Consider the following 14,263-nt stretch of genomic DNA (forward strand, 5'->3'; position numbering starts at 1 on the left):
CATGTCGAGATTCTTTATCGATCGCCCGATCTTTGCTTGGGTGATCGCCTTGGTGATCATGCTGGTCGGCGCCTTGTCGATCCTCAAGTTGCCGATCAACCAGTACCCGAGCATCGCGCCGCCGGCCATCGCCATCGCCGTGACCTACCCGGGCGCTTCGGCGCAGACCGTGCAGGACACCGTGGTGCAGGTGATCGAGCAGCAGCTCAACGGTATCGACAACCTGCGTTATGTGTCGTCGGAAAGTAACTCCGACGGCAGCATGACCATTACCGCGACCTTCGAGCAGGGTACCAACCCCGATACCGCGCAGGTCCAGGTGCAGAACAAGCTCAACCTGGCCACCCCGCTGCTGCCGCAAGAAGTGCAGCAACAGGGTATCCGCGTGACCAAGGCGGTGAAGAACTTCCTGCTGGTGATCGGCCTGGTGTCCGAAGACGGCAGCATGTCCAAGGACGACCTGGCCAACTACATCGTCTCCAACATGCAGGACCCGATCTCGCGCACTGCCGGTGTCGGTGACTTCCAGGTATTCGGTGCGCAGTACGCCATGCGCATCTGGCTCGACCCGGCCAAGCTGAACAAGTATCAGCTGACGCCGGTCGACGTGCGTACCGCCGTGGCCGCGCAGAACGTCCAGGTGTCCTCCGGCCAGCTCGGCGGCCTGCCTGCCCTGCCGGGTACCCAGCTGAACGCCACGATCATCGGCAAGACCCGCCTGCAGACCGCCGAGCAGTTCGAGAAGATCCTGCTCAAGGTCAACCGTGACGGCTCCCAGGTGCGCCTGAGCGATGTCGCCAAGGTCGGCCTGGGTGGTGAAAACTACGCAATCAGCGCCCAGTTCAACGGCAAGCCGGCCTCTGGCCTTGCGGTGAAACTGGCCACCGGCGCCAACGCCCTGGATACCGCCAAGGCCCTGCGCCAGACCATCACCGACCTGGAACCGTTCTTCCCGGAAGGCATGAAGGCGGTGTTCCCGTATGACACCACGCCAGTGGTGACCGAGTCGATCAGCGGGGTAATCCACACCCTGATCGAAGCGATCGTGCTGGTGTTCCTGGTGATGTACCTGTTCCTGCAGAACTTCCGCGCCACCATCATCACCACCATGACCGTACCGGTGGTATTGCTGGGTACGTTCGGGATTCTTGCGGCGTTCGATTTCAGCATCAACACCCTGACCATGTTCGGCATGGTACTGGCCATCGGCTTGCTGGTGGACGATGCCATCGTCGTGGTGGAGAACGTCGAGCGGGTAATGTCCGAAGAAGGGCTGTCACCCAAGGAAGCGACCAAGAAGTCCATGGGCCAAATCCAGGGCGCCCTGGTCGGTATCGCCCTGGTGCTGTCGGCGGTACTGCTGCCCATGGCCTTCTTCGGCGGCTCCACCGGTGTGATTTATAAACAGTTCTCCATCACCATCGTCTCGGCCATGGCCCTGTCGGTACTGGTGGCACTGATCTTCACCCCGGCACTGTGCGCGACCATGCTCAAGCCGATTGCCAAGGGCGAGCACCACGTTGCCAAACGCGGCTTCTTCGGCTGGTTCAACCGCAACTTCGACCGCAGCGTGCGCAGCTACGAGCGCGGCGTCGGCAACATGCTGCGGCACAAGGCCCCGTACCTGCTGGCCTACCTGCTGATCGTGGTCGGCATGATCTGGCTGTTCACCCGCATTCCGACGGCGTTCCTGCCTGAAGAAGACCAGGGCGTACTGTTTGCCCAGGTGCAGACCCCGGCCGGTTCCAGCGCCGAGCGCACCCAGGTGGTGATCGACGAGATGCGCAGCTACCTGCTCGACAAGGAAGCCGATACCGTTGCCTCGGTGTTCACCGTCAACGGCTTCAACTTCGCCGGTCGCGGCCAGAGCTCGGGCATGGCCTTCATCATGCTCAAGCCATGGGGCGAACGTTCGGCCGAGAACAACGTGTTCAACCTGGCCAACCGTGCCCAGCAGCACTTCTTCAGCTTCCGCGACGCGATGGTGTTCGCCTTTGCCCCGCCTGCAGTACTGGAGCTGGGTAACGCCACCGGTTTCGACGTGTTCCTGCAAGACCGTGCCGGTGTCGGCCACGAAAAACTGATGCAAGCGCGTAACCAGTTTCTCGGCATGGCTGCGCAAAGCAAGATCCTCTCGGCAGTGCGCCCGAACGGCCTGAACGATGAACCGCAGTACCAGCTGACCGTCGACGACGAGCGCGCCAGTGCCCTGGGCGTGACCATCGCCGACATCAACAACACCCTGTCGATTGCCTTGGGTGCCAGCTACGTCAACGACTTCATCGACCGCGGCCGGGTCAAGAAGGTCTACATCCAGGGTGAAGCCGGTGCACGGATGAGCCCGGAAGACCTGCAGAAGTGGTTCGTGCGCAACGCCGCCGGCGAGATGGTGCCGTTCTCCTCCTTCGCCAAGGGCGAGTGGATCTACGGTGCACCGAAGCTGTCGCGTTACAACGGTGTCGAAGCCATGGAAATCCTCGGTGCACCAGCCCCTGGCTACAGTACCGGTGAAGCCATGCTTGAGGTCGAGCGCCTGGCCGCGCAACTGCCGGCGGGTATCGGTTACTCATGGACGGGCCTGTCGTACGAGGAGCGGCTGTCCGGCTCCCAGGCGCCAGCGCTGTACGCCCTGTCGCTGCTGATGGTGTTCCTGTGCCTGGCAGCGCTGTATGAAAGCTGGTCGATCCCGATCGCGGTCATGCTCGTGGTACCGCTGGGGATCATCGGTGCGCTGCTGGCCACCAGCCTGCGCGGGTTGTCCAACGACGTGTATTTCCAGGTGGGGCTGTTGACCACCATCGGCCTGGCGGCGAAGAACGCGATCCTGATCGTCGAATTCGCCAAAGAGCTGCACGAGCAGGGCCGCAGCCTGATCGACGCGGCCATCGAAGCCTGCCGGATGCGTCTGCGGCCGATCATCATGACCTCGCTGGCGTTCATCCTCGGCGTGGTACCGCTGGCCATTTCCAGCGGTGCAGGCTCGGGTAGCCAGCATGCGATCGGTACCGGGGTGATCGGCGGCATGATCACCGCCACGGTACTGGCGATCTTCTGGGTGCCATTGTTCTTCGTAAGTGTGTCGTCGCTGTTCGGTAGCAAGAAGCCCGAAGAAGACGTCACCCCTGAAACTCCACGCTATGAGGCCGGGCAATGAGTAAGTCCCTGTTGTCCCTGGCAGTAACCGCTTTCATTCTTGGCGGCTGCTCGCTGATCCCTGACTACCAGACCCCGGAATCGCCGGTGGCCGCGCAGTGGCCGCAAGGCCCTGCCTACTCGCCGACCGAGTCGGCCGAGGTGGCCGCCGCCGAACAGGGCTGGCGTCAGTTCTTCCATGACCCGGCGCTGCAGCAGTTGATCCAGACCGCGCTGGTCAACAACCGCGACCTCAAGGTCGCGGCGCTGAACATCGATGCCTACCGTGCGCAATACCGCATCCAGCGTGCCGACCTGTTCCCGGCGGTTTCGGCCAATGGCAGCGGCAGCCGCCAGCGGATGCCGGCGAACATGTCGCAAACCGGCGAATCGGGCATCACCAGCCAGTACTCGGCGACCCTCGGGGTCAGCGCCTACGAGCTCGACCTGTTCGGCCGGGTGCGCAGCCTGACCGAACAACAGCTGGAGAACTATCTGTCCAGCGAAGAAGCCCGGCGCTCGACGCAGATCAGCCTGGTGGCCAGTGTGGCCAACGCCTACTTCACCTGGCAGGCCGACCAGGCACTGCTCAAGCTGACCGAAGACACCCTCAAGACCTACGAGGAAAGCTATCAGCTGACCGCGCGTAGCAATGAAGTGGGGGTGGCCTCGGCTCTGGACCTGAGCCAGGCACGCACCTCGGTTGAGGGCGCGCGGGTCAAGCTGGCGCAGTTCCAGCGCCAGGTTGCTCAGGACCTCAACAGCCTGACCGTGCTGCTCGGCACCGGCGTGCCGGCCAACTTGCCGACCGCGCAGAAGCTCGACAGCGACCTGCTGGCCGAAGTGCCGGCAGGCCTGCCGTCCGACCTGCTGCAACGCCGGCCGGACATCCAGGAAGCCGAACACCTGCTCAAGGCCGCCAATGCCAACATTGGCGCCGCCCGCGCAGCGTTCTTCCCGAGCATCAGCCTGACCGCCAATGCCGGCACCCTGAGCCCGGACATGGGCGGCCTGTTCAAGGGTGGTTCGGGCACCTGGCTGTTCCAGCCGCAGATCAACCTGCCGATCTTCAACGCCGGTGCCCTGCGCGCCAGCCTCGATTACTCGAAGATCCAGAAGGACATCAACGTCGCGAAATACGAGAAAACCATCCAGACCGCCTTCCAGGAAGTCTCCGATGGCCTCGCCGCGCGCCAGACCTTCAACCAGCAGTTGCAGGCCCAGCGTGATCTGGTTGCCGCCAACCAGGACTACTACCGCCTGGCCGAGCGTCGCTACCGCATCGGTATCGACAGCAACCTGACCTTCCTCGACGCCCAGCGTCAGCTGTTCAACACCCAGCAGTCGTTGATCAGCGATCGCCTGTCGCAGCTGGTCAGCGAGGTCAACCTGTACAAGGCCCTCGGTGGCGGCTGGTACGAGCAGACCGGTCAGGCGCAGCAGCAGGCAGCAGTCCAGACGCCGCAAGGCTGAATCCCTGTGCTGTAGAAGAGCCCACCCTTGGCGGTGGGCTTTTTTTTGCCCGTGACAATGAATTAACCAAACAGTTACCGTTCGATTATCGCCCAATTCCGCCCGTAACGAATTGATTCATCCCCGCCCGCCGCCGCACCATCGCTTCGCAGCTTTTCCAAAGCGTATCCCCAAAGATCGTAGCCCGGCCTGTGACCTCCAAGCGTCGCAGCGGATGGCTTCGGCTTACATAAAAACAAGAGACAACTGACGATGACCACACCCGCACGACACCTGCTTCCCGGCTTGCTGGCCATGACTTGCGCCCTGCCCGCCCTCGCGGCCGAAGGCGGCTTTGTCGAGGACGCCAAGGCCAGCCTCAACCTGCGCAACTTTTACATCAACCGCAACTTCGTCGACCCGGCCAACCCCCAGGGCAAGGGCGAGGAATGGACCCAGAGTTTCATCCTCGACGCCCGCTCCGGCTTTACTCAGGGCCTGGTCGGTTTTGGCGTGGATGTATTGGGCCTGTACTCGGTCAAGCTCGATGGCGGCAAGGGCACGGCGGGTACCCACCTGCTGCCGGTGCACGATGATGGCCGCCCGGCCGACGATTTCGGCCGCCTGGGGGTGGCACTGAAAGCGAAGATCTCCAACACTGAGCTTAAGGTTGGCGAATGGATGCCGGTGCTGCCGATCCTGCGTTCCGACGACGGCCGCTCGCTGCCGCAGACCTTCCGTGGCGGCCAGCTCACCTCGCAGGAAATCGCCGGCCTGACCCTGTACGCCGGGCAGTTTCGCGGCAACAGCCCGCGTAACGATGCGAGCATGGAAGACATGTCGATGAACGGCCGCGCGGCCTTCACCTCCGACCGTTTCAACTTTGCCGGTGGCGAATACAGCTTCAACGACAAGCGCACGATGATCGGTTTGTGGAACGCCGAGCTCAAGGACATTTACAACCAGCAGTACCTCAACCTGGTGCACAGCCAGCCGCTGGGCGACTGGACCCTGGGCGCCAACCTCGGCTACTTCATCGGCAAGGAAGACGGCGCCGAACGCGCAGGCAAACTGGACAACCGCACTGCCTCGGCAATGCTCTCGGCCAAGTACGGCGCCAGTACCTTCTATGTCGGCCTGCAGAAAGTCAGCGGCGACGATGCCTGGATGCGGGTCAATGGCACCAGTGGTGGCACCCTGGCCAACGACAGCTACAACTCAAGCTTCGACAACGCCCAGGAGCGCTCCTGGCAGTTGCGTCACGACTACAACTTCGCCGCCCTCGGCGTGCCCGGGCTGACCCTGATGAACCGCTACATCAGCGGCGACAACGTGCATACCGGCGCCATCAGCGATGGCAAGGAATGGGCGCGGGAATCGGAGCTGGCTTATGTAATCCAGTCCGGGACCTTGAAGAGCCTGTCGCTGAAATGGCGCAACTCGACCATGCGCCGGGACTACAGCACCAACGCCTTTGACGAGAACCGGCTTATCATCAGTTATCCGATCGGTATTCTCTGAATCTGCTGCTACGCCAGTTCCCACAGGTATTTGGGACACCTGTGGGAGCGGCGGTGCGACGACTCGACTTGACCCGCGATGGCTTCAAGCCCCGCGAGTCGTGCGGCTGCGCTGCCCGGCAACTCCCACCGGCACATCGCCCTGCAAGGTCACCCGGCGCACCACCCGGCCCTGGGTGCCATAGTCGTCCACTGCATAATGCTGGGTCGCGCGGTTGTCCCAGATCGCTACGTCACCGGCCTGCCAGCGCCAGCGTACGGTGTTTTCCAACCGGGTGACATGGCTTTGCAGCAGGTTGAACAAGTGCGCCGAGTCGCTCTGCGAGTAGCCCTTGATGCGTTTGACGAAGTGCCCCAGCAGCAGGTTTTTCTCGCCGCTGACCGGGTGCACGCGCACTACTGGATGCTCGGTTTCGTACACCGTCGAGGTGAAGACCTTGCGGTAGTTTTCCAGCTGCTCAAGGCTCACGTTGGGTTTGGCGGCGGCGTAGTCGTACTCGTTGCTGTGCACCGCCCAGAGCTGGTCCGCCAAGGCCTGCAGCTCAGCGGAAAGGTCCTGGTAAGCCGTGGCGGTGTTAGCCCAGACGGTATCGCCGCCGGATTCAGGTGCCACCACCGAGCGCAGGATCGACGCCTTGGGGTAGGCATCGACGAAAGTCACGTCGGTGTGCCAGGAATTGGCCCGGCGCCCTTCGCCACCATCAAGCTCAAGCAGGTAGCGGGTGCCTTCGCGCACCGGCACGGTCGGGTGGGCGATCGGCTCGCCGAGCAGGTGCGCGAAGGCTTCCTGCCCCTGGTCATCAAGGTGGGTCTGGGCGCGGAAGAACACCACCTTGTACTGCACCAGCGCAGCCTGGATGGCCTCGATCACGGCCGGTTCAAGGTCGGCGCTCAACTGGACGCCACGAATCTCGGCACCGATGCGCCCGGCCACCGGATGAATCTCCAGGGTATGGGTGACAGGTGCTACGGCGCGTGCGGCATTGCTCATGGTTTGACCCTCATCTGGCTAGGTTGCGCTAAGTGCCGATAAAAGCTCTGCTCTATTGATATGCAAATAAGCTCTAACAAATAAGCAGATGCTTCATTGACGGAATAAGAGCTTGCATTTAAAACCTGAGCCTGCGCGGCGGCAAATACCTTCGCCGTATTTTTGGAATGCCGGGAAAGCATATGGATCTTCGCCAACTGCGTTACTTCATCGCCCTCACCGAACACCGCAGTTTTGTCCGCGCCGCCGATGCCATGGGCATCACCCAGCCGGCGTTCAGCCGCAGTATCCAGGGCCTGGAACAAGAGTTTGGCTGCGTGCTGATCGATCGCGGCAACAAGGATTTGCGCCCCACCCCCGAAGGCCAGGTGGTGCTGCAACACGCCCTGCGCCTGGTGCAAGGCGCGGCTCAGCTCAACAGCGAGGTGCAGCAGATGACCAAGCTCGATGCCGGCGAGCTGCGCTTTGGCTGCGGCCCGGCGCCGGCAGTGCACCTGGTGCCGCAGGCGGTGGCGCGCTTTCTCGCCGCCCACCCTAAGGTGCGCACCTGCTTCGACGTGGATAACTGGGAAAAACTCAGCCGCGCGCTAAACCGTGAAGAGATCGAATTCTTCGTCGCCGATATCCGCCACTTCGAGGCCGACCCGAACTTCCAGACCCAAGCGCTGAGCCCGCGCCGCGGCCTGTTCTTCTGCCGCCCGGGGCACCCGCTGCTGGCCAAGGACAGCCTGTCGACCAACGACATGTTCGACTACCCGCTGGCCACCACCCTGATCCCGCCGGGGGTGCGCAAGCTGCTGGCCAACCTCAGCGGCAAGACCGACTTCGCCCCACAGGTGCAAACCGAGCACCTGCCGACCCTGGTGAAAATCGTGCTGGGTACCGATGCCATTGGCATCGGCACCGAAGAAGCCTTTGCCGAGGACATCGACCACGGCCGCCTGGTGCGCCTGCACTGGCGCAACCTGCCGGCCAACCTTGATAGCCTCAACGCCCGCTGCGGCATCGTCAGCCGCAGCGGATACCGCCTCTCGCCCGCCGCCCGGGCAATGATCGAAACCCTGGTCAGCCTCGATCGGCAGCCAGAGGTGCAGGTGCTGGCCGGATAGCCTGCGGTGCCAGCCACTGATCGACCTTGAACCCTTTGCGGATCAGCCGCTGCTCGGCGGCCAGGTCCACTGACGCCTGCAATTTGCTCAGGAAGTCGGCATCCAGGGTCGAGGGGAAGATCTTGCTCAGTTGCTCATCCTGCAAGTCTTGCTGGAGGATCGCCGGCGGGTAGCTGGCCAGCCCCGAAACCAGCTGGATATAAGCGTCCTTGTTGTCGTCCTGGGTCAGCCAGTGCACGGCCTGCTGCTGGGCGGCCAGCAGTTTTTCCACCAGTTCGGGATGCTCGTCGACAAAGCGCCCGGAGCCCACCAGCACCGCCTGGACATTGCCGGCGCCGCCCAGGTCGCGGGTATTCAACGGCAGCTCGGCCAGGCCGCGTTGCTTGAGGGCGCTGATGCCGGTCGAGCCCCAAGTGGCGTCGATCTGCCTGGCGGCCAGGGCGGCAATCGCCGCGTTGAAATCCAGGTTGATGACCTTCAGGTCCTTCTCGCTCAGGCCCTGGCTGGCCAGGGCGGCGTCGAACGACAGCTGGGTGGCGGTGCCGCGGAACACCGCCACGCGCTTGCCCTTGAGGTCTTGCAGGGTCTTGATGTTGCTGCCCGGCGCCACCCCCAGGTAGTGCTTGATGCCGCGCCCGGTGGCGGCCAGCAGGCGGGTGTCGAGGCCATTGGCCTTGCCGATGATCGCCGCCAGGTCGCCAAGGTAGGCGAAGTCGACCTGGCCGTTGGCAAAGGCCTCGTTGATCACCGGACCGGCGCCCTTGAAGTAGTTCCATTGAATGTGGATGCCATCGGCGGCGAAGGCTTTTTCCAGCAGTTGCTGGTCGCGCAGCACGTCGGTCACACCGCCACCGGAATGCTGGGTGCCGGCGCTCAGGTCAGGCACGGCAATGCGGATTTCCTTGACCTCGCCAGCCAGGGCCAGCGGCGGCAGCCAGCCGACCACCGCGACCAGGGCGGGAACGGCAAACAGGTTAAACACACGGTTGATCGACAGGTTCATGGCACGCGACTCCTGGTAATGGTGCGCCCACGCTACCGACAACCCAAACCATTAAATAAATACTAATAAATTACATTTTAATAACCTGTAAGCATAAATACCGCAGCACGTGCCTTGCAGCGTGCCATGCATCAGACACAAGAAAAATATGCTTCGAATGCATTGGCTACGGGTTATGGCAGCGGCTTTAAATGCAGGTTCTTATCACCTAAACGCATTGAAACTCACCGAATAATTCAATTTAAGAATAAGCAAATAGCCAATGTGCGGAGGTTTTCCATGGCCCGAGCTTCACTTTCCAGCCTGCCACTGGCAAGCCCCTCAGGCCGGACGCGACGGTTCGGCGGCCTGCCCCTGCGCCGCCTGCAAGCCTGGTATCTGCCGCTGTCATTGGCCGCCCTGTGGTGGCTGGCCAGTCGCAACCAGTGGATGAGCGAACAGATACTGCCAGCGCCGAGCCTGGTCTGGCAGAGCGGCCTGGAACTGGCCCAGGGCGAGCTGTGGACACACCTGGCGATCAGCCTGCAACGCCTGGCCCTGGGCCTGCTGCTGGGGGTTGCCAGCGGCGCCTTGCTCGGCGCCTGGCTGGGGTTCAGCCGTCGCGCCGAACGCCTGGTGCTGCCAACCTTCAATGCCCTGGCGCAGATCCCGACCCTGGCCTGGGTGCCGCTGTTCATGGTGCTGTTCGGTATCGGCGAGGTGCTCAAGCTGGTGGTGCTGGTCAAGGCGATCATCGTCCCGGTGACCCTGCACACCCTGGTCGGCGTGCGCGATGCCCAGCCACGCCTGCGCGAAGCGGCGACGGTACTGCGCCTGCCGCCGCGCCTGTTGATCAGCCGGCTGATTTTTCCGGCGGCCCTGCCGGCCTTTCTCGCCGGCGTGCGCCTGGCCCTGGCCACAGGCTGGACTTCATTGCTGGCCGTAGAGCTGCTGGCCTCCAGTGAAGGCATCGGCTACCTGATGGTCTGGGCCCGGCAGTTGTTCATGCTCGATATCGTCTTCGTCTGCATCCTGGTCATCGGCCTGCTGGGTTTTGTCATGGACCGTGGCTTGGCTTGGCTCAACCGGCGCCTGGTGCACTGGCCGCACCCGCCCAGCGCCGAGCTGCGGGTGTCGCGCTTGCAAGGTGGCCCGCGCCTGCAGGCCCTGCTGCTACCGTTGGCGCTGCTGGTGCTGTGGCAACTGGCCAATCAGCTGGACTGGGTCGACACGCAGATCCTGGTCGCCCCGCTGCAGGTCTTGCAGACCACCTGGGACGGCCTGCTCGACGGCTCGCTCAGCGGCGCCCTGGCCATCAGCGTCGGCCGGGCTTTAGGCGGCTTGCTGCTCGGCGGTGGCCTGGGCTTCGCCCTGGGCCTGTGGCTGGGGCTGTCGACGCCTGCCGAACGCCTGCTCGGGCCCAGCCTGGCCGGCTTGCGGCAGATCGCAATCTTCGCCTGGGTGCCGCTGCTGACCGCCTGGTTCGGCCTTGGTGAACTGGCCAAGTGGGTGTTCGTTGGCCTGGCGGCGTTCTTCCCGCTGTTCATTGCCACCCAGCGGGCGGTGGCCAGCCGTTCGCCACAGCTGGAGGAAGCCGCCCGCGTACTGCACCTCGATCTGCCCCAGCGCTTGCGCCGGCTGGTGCTGCCGGGCGCGGCGCCGGGGATTTTCGCCGGCCTGCGCATCAGCCTGATCTACGCCTGGCTGGGCACCATCGGCGCCGAATACTTCATGCCTTCGGGCGGCGGTATCGGCAGCTTGATGATCGGCGCCCAGCAACTGCTGCGCATGGACATCATCATGGCCGGGATGCTCCTGGTCGGCCTCACCGGCGCCCTGCTGGGCGCCCTCGGACAACACCTCGAATTGCGCGCCACGCGCTGGAGACGAGCATGAACGCCATCGCCCCTGCCCTGGTCAGTTTCAATCAGGTCGGCAAACACTTCGCCGTTGCTGGCGGCGAGCTGGAAGCCATCCGCGACTTCAACCTGCAGATCGCCGACGGTGAATTCGTCGCCATCGTCGGCGCCAGCGGCTGCGGCAAATCCACCCTGCTGCGCCTGCTGATCGGCCTGGACAACGACTACCAGGGGCAGATCCTGATCGATGGCAAGCCGCTCGATGGCATCGGCAGCGAACGCGGCATCGTCTTTCAGGAGCACCGGCTGTTCCCCTGGCTGACCGTTTCGCAAAACATCGCCCTGGGCCTGGTCAACGAACCCTTGAACAACGAGCAGCGCCAGCAACGCATCAACCAGTACATCGCCCTGGTGGGCCTTGAGGACTTCAGCCAGGCCTACCCGCACCAGCTGTCCGGTGGCATGGCCCAGCGCGTGGCGATTGCCCGCGGCCTGGTGGCCAGCCCGCGCATCCTGCTGCTCGATGAACCCTTCGGCGCCCTCGACGCGCTGACCCGCCAGCAGATGCAGGACGAGCTACTGGCGATTCGCGAGCGCGCGCGCATCACCACCCTGCTGGTGACCCACGATGTCGAGGAAGCGCTGTTTCTCGCCGACCGCGTGGTGGTGCTGGAGCCGCGCCCGGGGCGGATCAAGCGCATCGTCGAGATCGACCTGGCGCACCCGCGCCAACGCGCAAGCCTGGCCTTCCACCGCCTGCGCGAAGACCTGCTGCACGAACTGACCGCCGACGCGCGCTACCTGCCACCGGCGCAGGAACAGATCCGCGACCTGCCCTTGACCTACCTTGCCTACTGAGAACCGACCATGAGCCAACGCCCCAACTTTCTGGTCATCGTTGCCGACGACCTGGGTTTCTCCGATATCGGCGCCTTCGGCGGCGAAATCGCCACGCCGAACCTCGACGCGCTGGCCACTGCCGGCCTGCGCCTGACCGACTTTCATACCGCGCCGACCTGCTCGCCCACCCGCTCGATGCTGCTCACCGGCACCGATCACCATATCGCCGGCATCGGCACCATGGCCGAGGCGCTGACCCCGGAGCTGATCGGCAAGCCGGGCTACGAAGGCTACCTCAACGACCGCGTGGTGGCCTTGCCGGAGCTGCTACGCGATGCCGGATACCAGACCCTGATGAGCGGCAAATGGCACCTGGGCCTGACCGCCGAACTGGCGCCCCAGGCCCGCGGCTTCGAGCGCTCCTTCGCCCTGCTGCCGGGCGCGGCCAACCACTATGGCTTTGAACCGACCTACGACGAACACACCCCGGGCCTGCTCAAATCAACGCCGGCGTTGTACATCGAAGACCAGACCTTCATCGACGAACTGCCCAAGGATTTCTATTCTTCCGACGCCTTCGGCGACAAGCTGCTGCAGTACCTGAAGGAGCGCGACCAGAGCCGGCCGTTCTTCGCCTACCTGCCGTTCTCGGCGCCGCACTGGCCGTTGCAGGCGCCGGCCGAAGTGGTGGCGCGCTACCAGGGCCGCTACGACGCCGGCCCCGAAGTGCTGCGCCAGGAGCGCCTGGAAAAACTGCGCACGCTCGGCCTGATCGCCGCCGACACCCAGGCCCACCCAGTCGACAACCACTGGCACAGCCTCAGCGACGAGCAACGCCGGCGCTCGGCGCGGGCCATGGAGGTGTACGCGGCGATGGTCGAGCGCATGGACTGGAACATCGGCCGGGTGCTCGACTACCTGCGCAACCAGGGCCTGCTCGACAACACCCTGGTACTGTTCATGTCCGACAACGGCGCCGAAGGTGCGCTGCTCGAAGCCTTCCCCAAGTTCGGCCCGCAACTGGCCAGCTACCTCGACCAGCACTACGACAACAGCCTGGACAACATCGGCCGGGCCAACTCCTATGTCTGGTATGGCCCGCACTGGGCCCAGGCGGCCACCGCACCGTCGCGGCTGTACAAGGCCTTTACCAGCGAAGGCGGCATTCGCGTACCGGCGCTGGTGCATTACCCGGCATTGGCACGCCAGGGTCAGATCAGCCAGCAGTTCAGCACGGTGATGGACATCACCCCGACCCTGCTCGATCTTGCCGGTGTGCGCCACCCCGGCAAGCGCTGGCGCGGCCGTGAGGTGGCGCCGCTGCGCGGTAAATCCTGGCTGGGTTACCTGTCGGGCGAGACCGAGCAAGTGCACGACGAAAACACCGTCACCGGCTGGGAGCTGTTCGGCCGCCGGGCCATTCGCCAGGGCCATTGGAAAGCGCTGTACATTCCCGGCCCGGTCGGCCCGGCCACCTGGCAGTTGTACGACCTGGCCAGCGACCCGGGCGAAATCAACGACCTGGCCGCAGTACAACCGGCGAAGCTGCAGGCGCTGCTGGGCGAATGGCAGAAGTATGTCGAGGAGACCGGAGTGATCCTCAGCCAGTCGCCGTTCCAGCCGGAATAGCCAGGGCCTGCAGGCGTGCCGGGTCGAGGATCTCGATCTCGCCATAGCCCAGGCGCAAGGCGCCTTCCTGCTGCAGCGACTTGAGGATCTGGTTGGTGGTCTGGCGCGACAGCGAGAGCATCAGCGCCAGTTGCTCCTGGGACAGTTGCAGCACGCGCCGGCTGCCAAGCAACTCGCCATAGCCGGCGGCGATCTGCAACAGCCTGTGGGCCACCCTCGGTGCGGCGGCCAGCAGGCTCTGCTGCTCCAGCGCAACAAACACCACGCGCAGTTTATGGCTCATCAACAAGGCCACGTCGCGCCAGTGCCGGGGCTGTTGATCGAGCAACTTCAACAGCGGCGCCTGGGGGATCCACAGCAACTGGGTCAGTCCTTCGGCCTGGGCGTCGTGGGTGCGCGGCTGGCCGTCGAACAGGCTGATCTCGCCGAACCAGTGCGGCGCTTCGATCAGGGTCAGCAGCGCCTCCTTGCCATCGGTGGCCACCGCGCCCACGCGCATCGCCCCGTCGAGCACCGCATACAGCCCGCACGGCGCATCGCCGCGCTGGAACAGGTATTGCCCGGCCGCCAGCTGACGCGGCCGGGCCAGTGCCAGCAGGCTATCCTGAAAGCTGGGAGGCAATGCCTGGAACCAGTGACCTTGCAGCAGGGTTTCGCGCATAGCGCCTCGAAGCTGAACTCTGTCGGCTAGCCGACAGACAGGTGGATATCTGTAGGACATGCTCACGTCACCTACAGGAGGAACAACA

At 64.0% G+C, this 14,263-nt stretch carries 10 protein-coding genes; 7 read left to right on the forward strand and 3 right to left on the reverse strand.

The features are described from left to right. Position 1 precedes the first annotated feature (1 nt). The 3 genes from LOY37_RS21755 (at position 2) to LOY37_RS21765 (ending at position 6,105) form a co-directional block, all read left to right on the forward strand. Entirely contained in the window at positions 2-3,154 is a 3,153-nt protein-coding gene (locus LOY37_RS21755; RefSeq protein WP_258715701.1) for an efflux RND transporter permease subunit, read from the forward strand. Beyond that, a complete protein-coding gene (locus tag LOY37_RS21760) occupies positions 3,151-4,605 on the forward strand; it encodes an AdeC/AdeK/OprM family multidrug efflux complex outer membrane factor (RefSeq protein ID WP_258715702.1) in 1,455 nt (484 codons plus the stop codon). Before LOY37_RS21755 ends, LOY37_RS21760 begins: the two co-directional genes overlap by 4 nt. A 252-nt stretch (positions 4,606-4,857) precedes the next feature. After that, positions 4,858-6,105, forward strand: coding sequence for an OprD family porin (locus LOY37_RS21765; protein ID WP_408980534.1), 1,248 nt, complete (start codon positions 4,858-4,860; stop codon positions 6,103-6,105). A gap of 84 nt (positions 6,106-6,189) precedes the next feature. Here the strand turns inward: LOY37_RS21765 and LOY37_RS21770 are convergent, their stop codons facing one another. Then, on the reverse strand, positions 6,190-7,095 hold the full coding sequence (locus tag LOY37_RS21770; protein WP_258715703.1) for a TauD/TfdA family dioxygenase: 906 nt from the start codon (positions 7,093-7,095) through the stop codon (positions 6,190-6,192). Between the two features lie 182 nt (positions 7,096-7,277). Here LOY37_RS21770 and LOY37_RS21775 point away from each other — a divergent pair, with 182 nt between their 5' ends. After that, complete coding sequence (locus LOY37_RS21775; protein ID WP_093379941.1) at positions 7,278-8,204, forward strand: LysR family transcriptional regulator; 927 nt, start codon at positions 7,278-7,280, stop codon at positions 8,202-8,204. Here LOY37_RS21775 and LOY37_RS21780 read toward each other — a convergent pair. Continuing rightward, positions 8,161-9,207 carry an ABC transporter substrate-binding protein gene (locus tag LOY37_RS21780; RefSeq protein WP_258715704.1) on the reverse strand — a complete coding sequence of 349 codons (1,047 nt, stop codon included), beginning with the start codon at positions 9,205-9,207 and terminating at the stop codon, positions 8,161-8,163. The two genes, LOY37_RS21775 and LOY37_RS21780, sit on opposite strands and share 44 nt — an antisense overlap. 279 nt (positions 9,208-9,486) lie before the next feature. Between LOY37_RS21780 and LOY37_RS21785 the strand changes: the two genes are divergently transcribed. From LOY37_RS21785 to LOY37_RS21795, 3 genes are read left to right on the forward strand one after another with little or no spacing between them, the layout of a single operon-like run. Next, positions 9,487-11,082 carry an ABC transporter permease gene (locus LOY37_RS21785; RefSeq protein ID WP_258715705.1) on the forward strand — a complete coding sequence of 532 codons (1,596 nt, stop codon included), beginning with the start codon at positions 9,487-9,489 and terminating at the stop codon, positions 11,080-11,082. After that, complete coding sequence (locus LOY37_RS21790) at positions 11,079-11,903, forward strand: ABC transporter ATP-binding protein (protein ID WP_258715706.1); 825 nt, start codon at positions 11,079-11,081, stop codon at positions 11,901-11,903. Before LOY37_RS21785 ends, LOY37_RS21790 begins: the two co-directional genes overlap by 4 nt. Before the next feature lie 9 nt (positions 11,904-11,912). After that, a complete protein-coding gene (locus LOY37_RS21795; RefSeq protein ID WP_258715707.1) occupies positions 11,913-13,514 on the forward strand; it encodes an arylsulfatase in 1,602 nt (533 codons plus the stop codon). Here LOY37_RS21795 and LOY37_RS21800 read toward each other — a convergent pair. Next, the gene (locus LOY37_RS21800) at positions 13,486-14,175 is read right to left on the reverse strand and encodes a Crp/Fnr family transcriptional regulator (RefSeq protein WP_258715708.1); all 690 of its coding nucleotides are present in this window, start codon (positions 14,173-14,175) and stop codon (positions 13,486-13,488) included. The genes LOY37_RS21795 and LOY37_RS21800 overlap by 29 nt on opposite strands. Between the last annotated feature and the right edge of the window lie 88 nt (positions 14,176-14,263).

This window comes from Pseudomonas sp. B21-012, from assembly GCF_024749305.1.
Classification (GTDB): domain Bacteria; phylum Pseudomonadota; class Gammaproteobacteria; order Pseudomonadales; family Pseudomonadaceae; genus Aquipseudomonas.

Excerpts from the sequence above, each read along its gene's own strand:
- LOY37_RS21755 (WP_258715701.1), top strand. The coding sequence starts at position 2 with ATGTCGAGATTCTTTATCGATCGCCCGATCTTTGCTTGGGTGATCGCC.
- LOY37_RS21760 (WP_258715702.1), top strand. The coding sequence starts at position 3,151 with ATGAGTAAGTCCCTGTTGTCCCTGGCAGTAACCGCTTTCATTCTTGGC.
- LOY37_RS21765 (WP_408980534.1), top strand. The coding sequence starts at position 4,858 with ATGACCACACCCGCACGACACCTGCTTCCCGGCTTGCTGGCCATGACT.
- LOY37_RS21770 (WP_258715703.1), bottom strand. The coding sequence starts at position 7,095 with ATGAGCAATGCCGCACGCGCCGTAGCACCTGTCACCCATACCCTGGAG.
- LOY37_RS21775 (WP_093379941.1), top strand. The coding sequence starts at position 7,278 with ATGGATCTTCGCCAACTGCGTTACTTCATCGCCCTCACCGAACACCGC.
- LOY37_RS21780 (WP_258715704.1), bottom strand. The coding sequence starts at position 9,207 with ATGAACCTGTCGATCAACCGTGTGTTTAACCTGTTTGCCGTTCCCGCC.
- LOY37_RS21785 (WP_258715705.1), top strand. The coding sequence starts at position 9,487 with ATGGCCCGAGCTTCACTTTCCAGCCTGCCACTGGCAAGCCCCTCAGGC.
- LOY37_RS21790 (WP_258715706.1), top strand. The coding sequence starts at position 11,079 with ATGAACGCCATCGCCCCTGCCCTGGTCAGTTTCAATCAGGTCGGCAAA.
- LOY37_RS21795 (WP_258715707.1), top strand. The coding sequence starts at position 11,913 with ATGAGCCAACGCCCCAACTTTCTGGTCATCGTTGCCGACGACCTGGGT.
- LOY37_RS21800 (WP_258715708.1), bottom strand. The coding sequence starts at position 14,175 with ATGCGCGAAACCCTGCTGCAAGGTCACTGGTTCCAGGCATTGCCTCCC.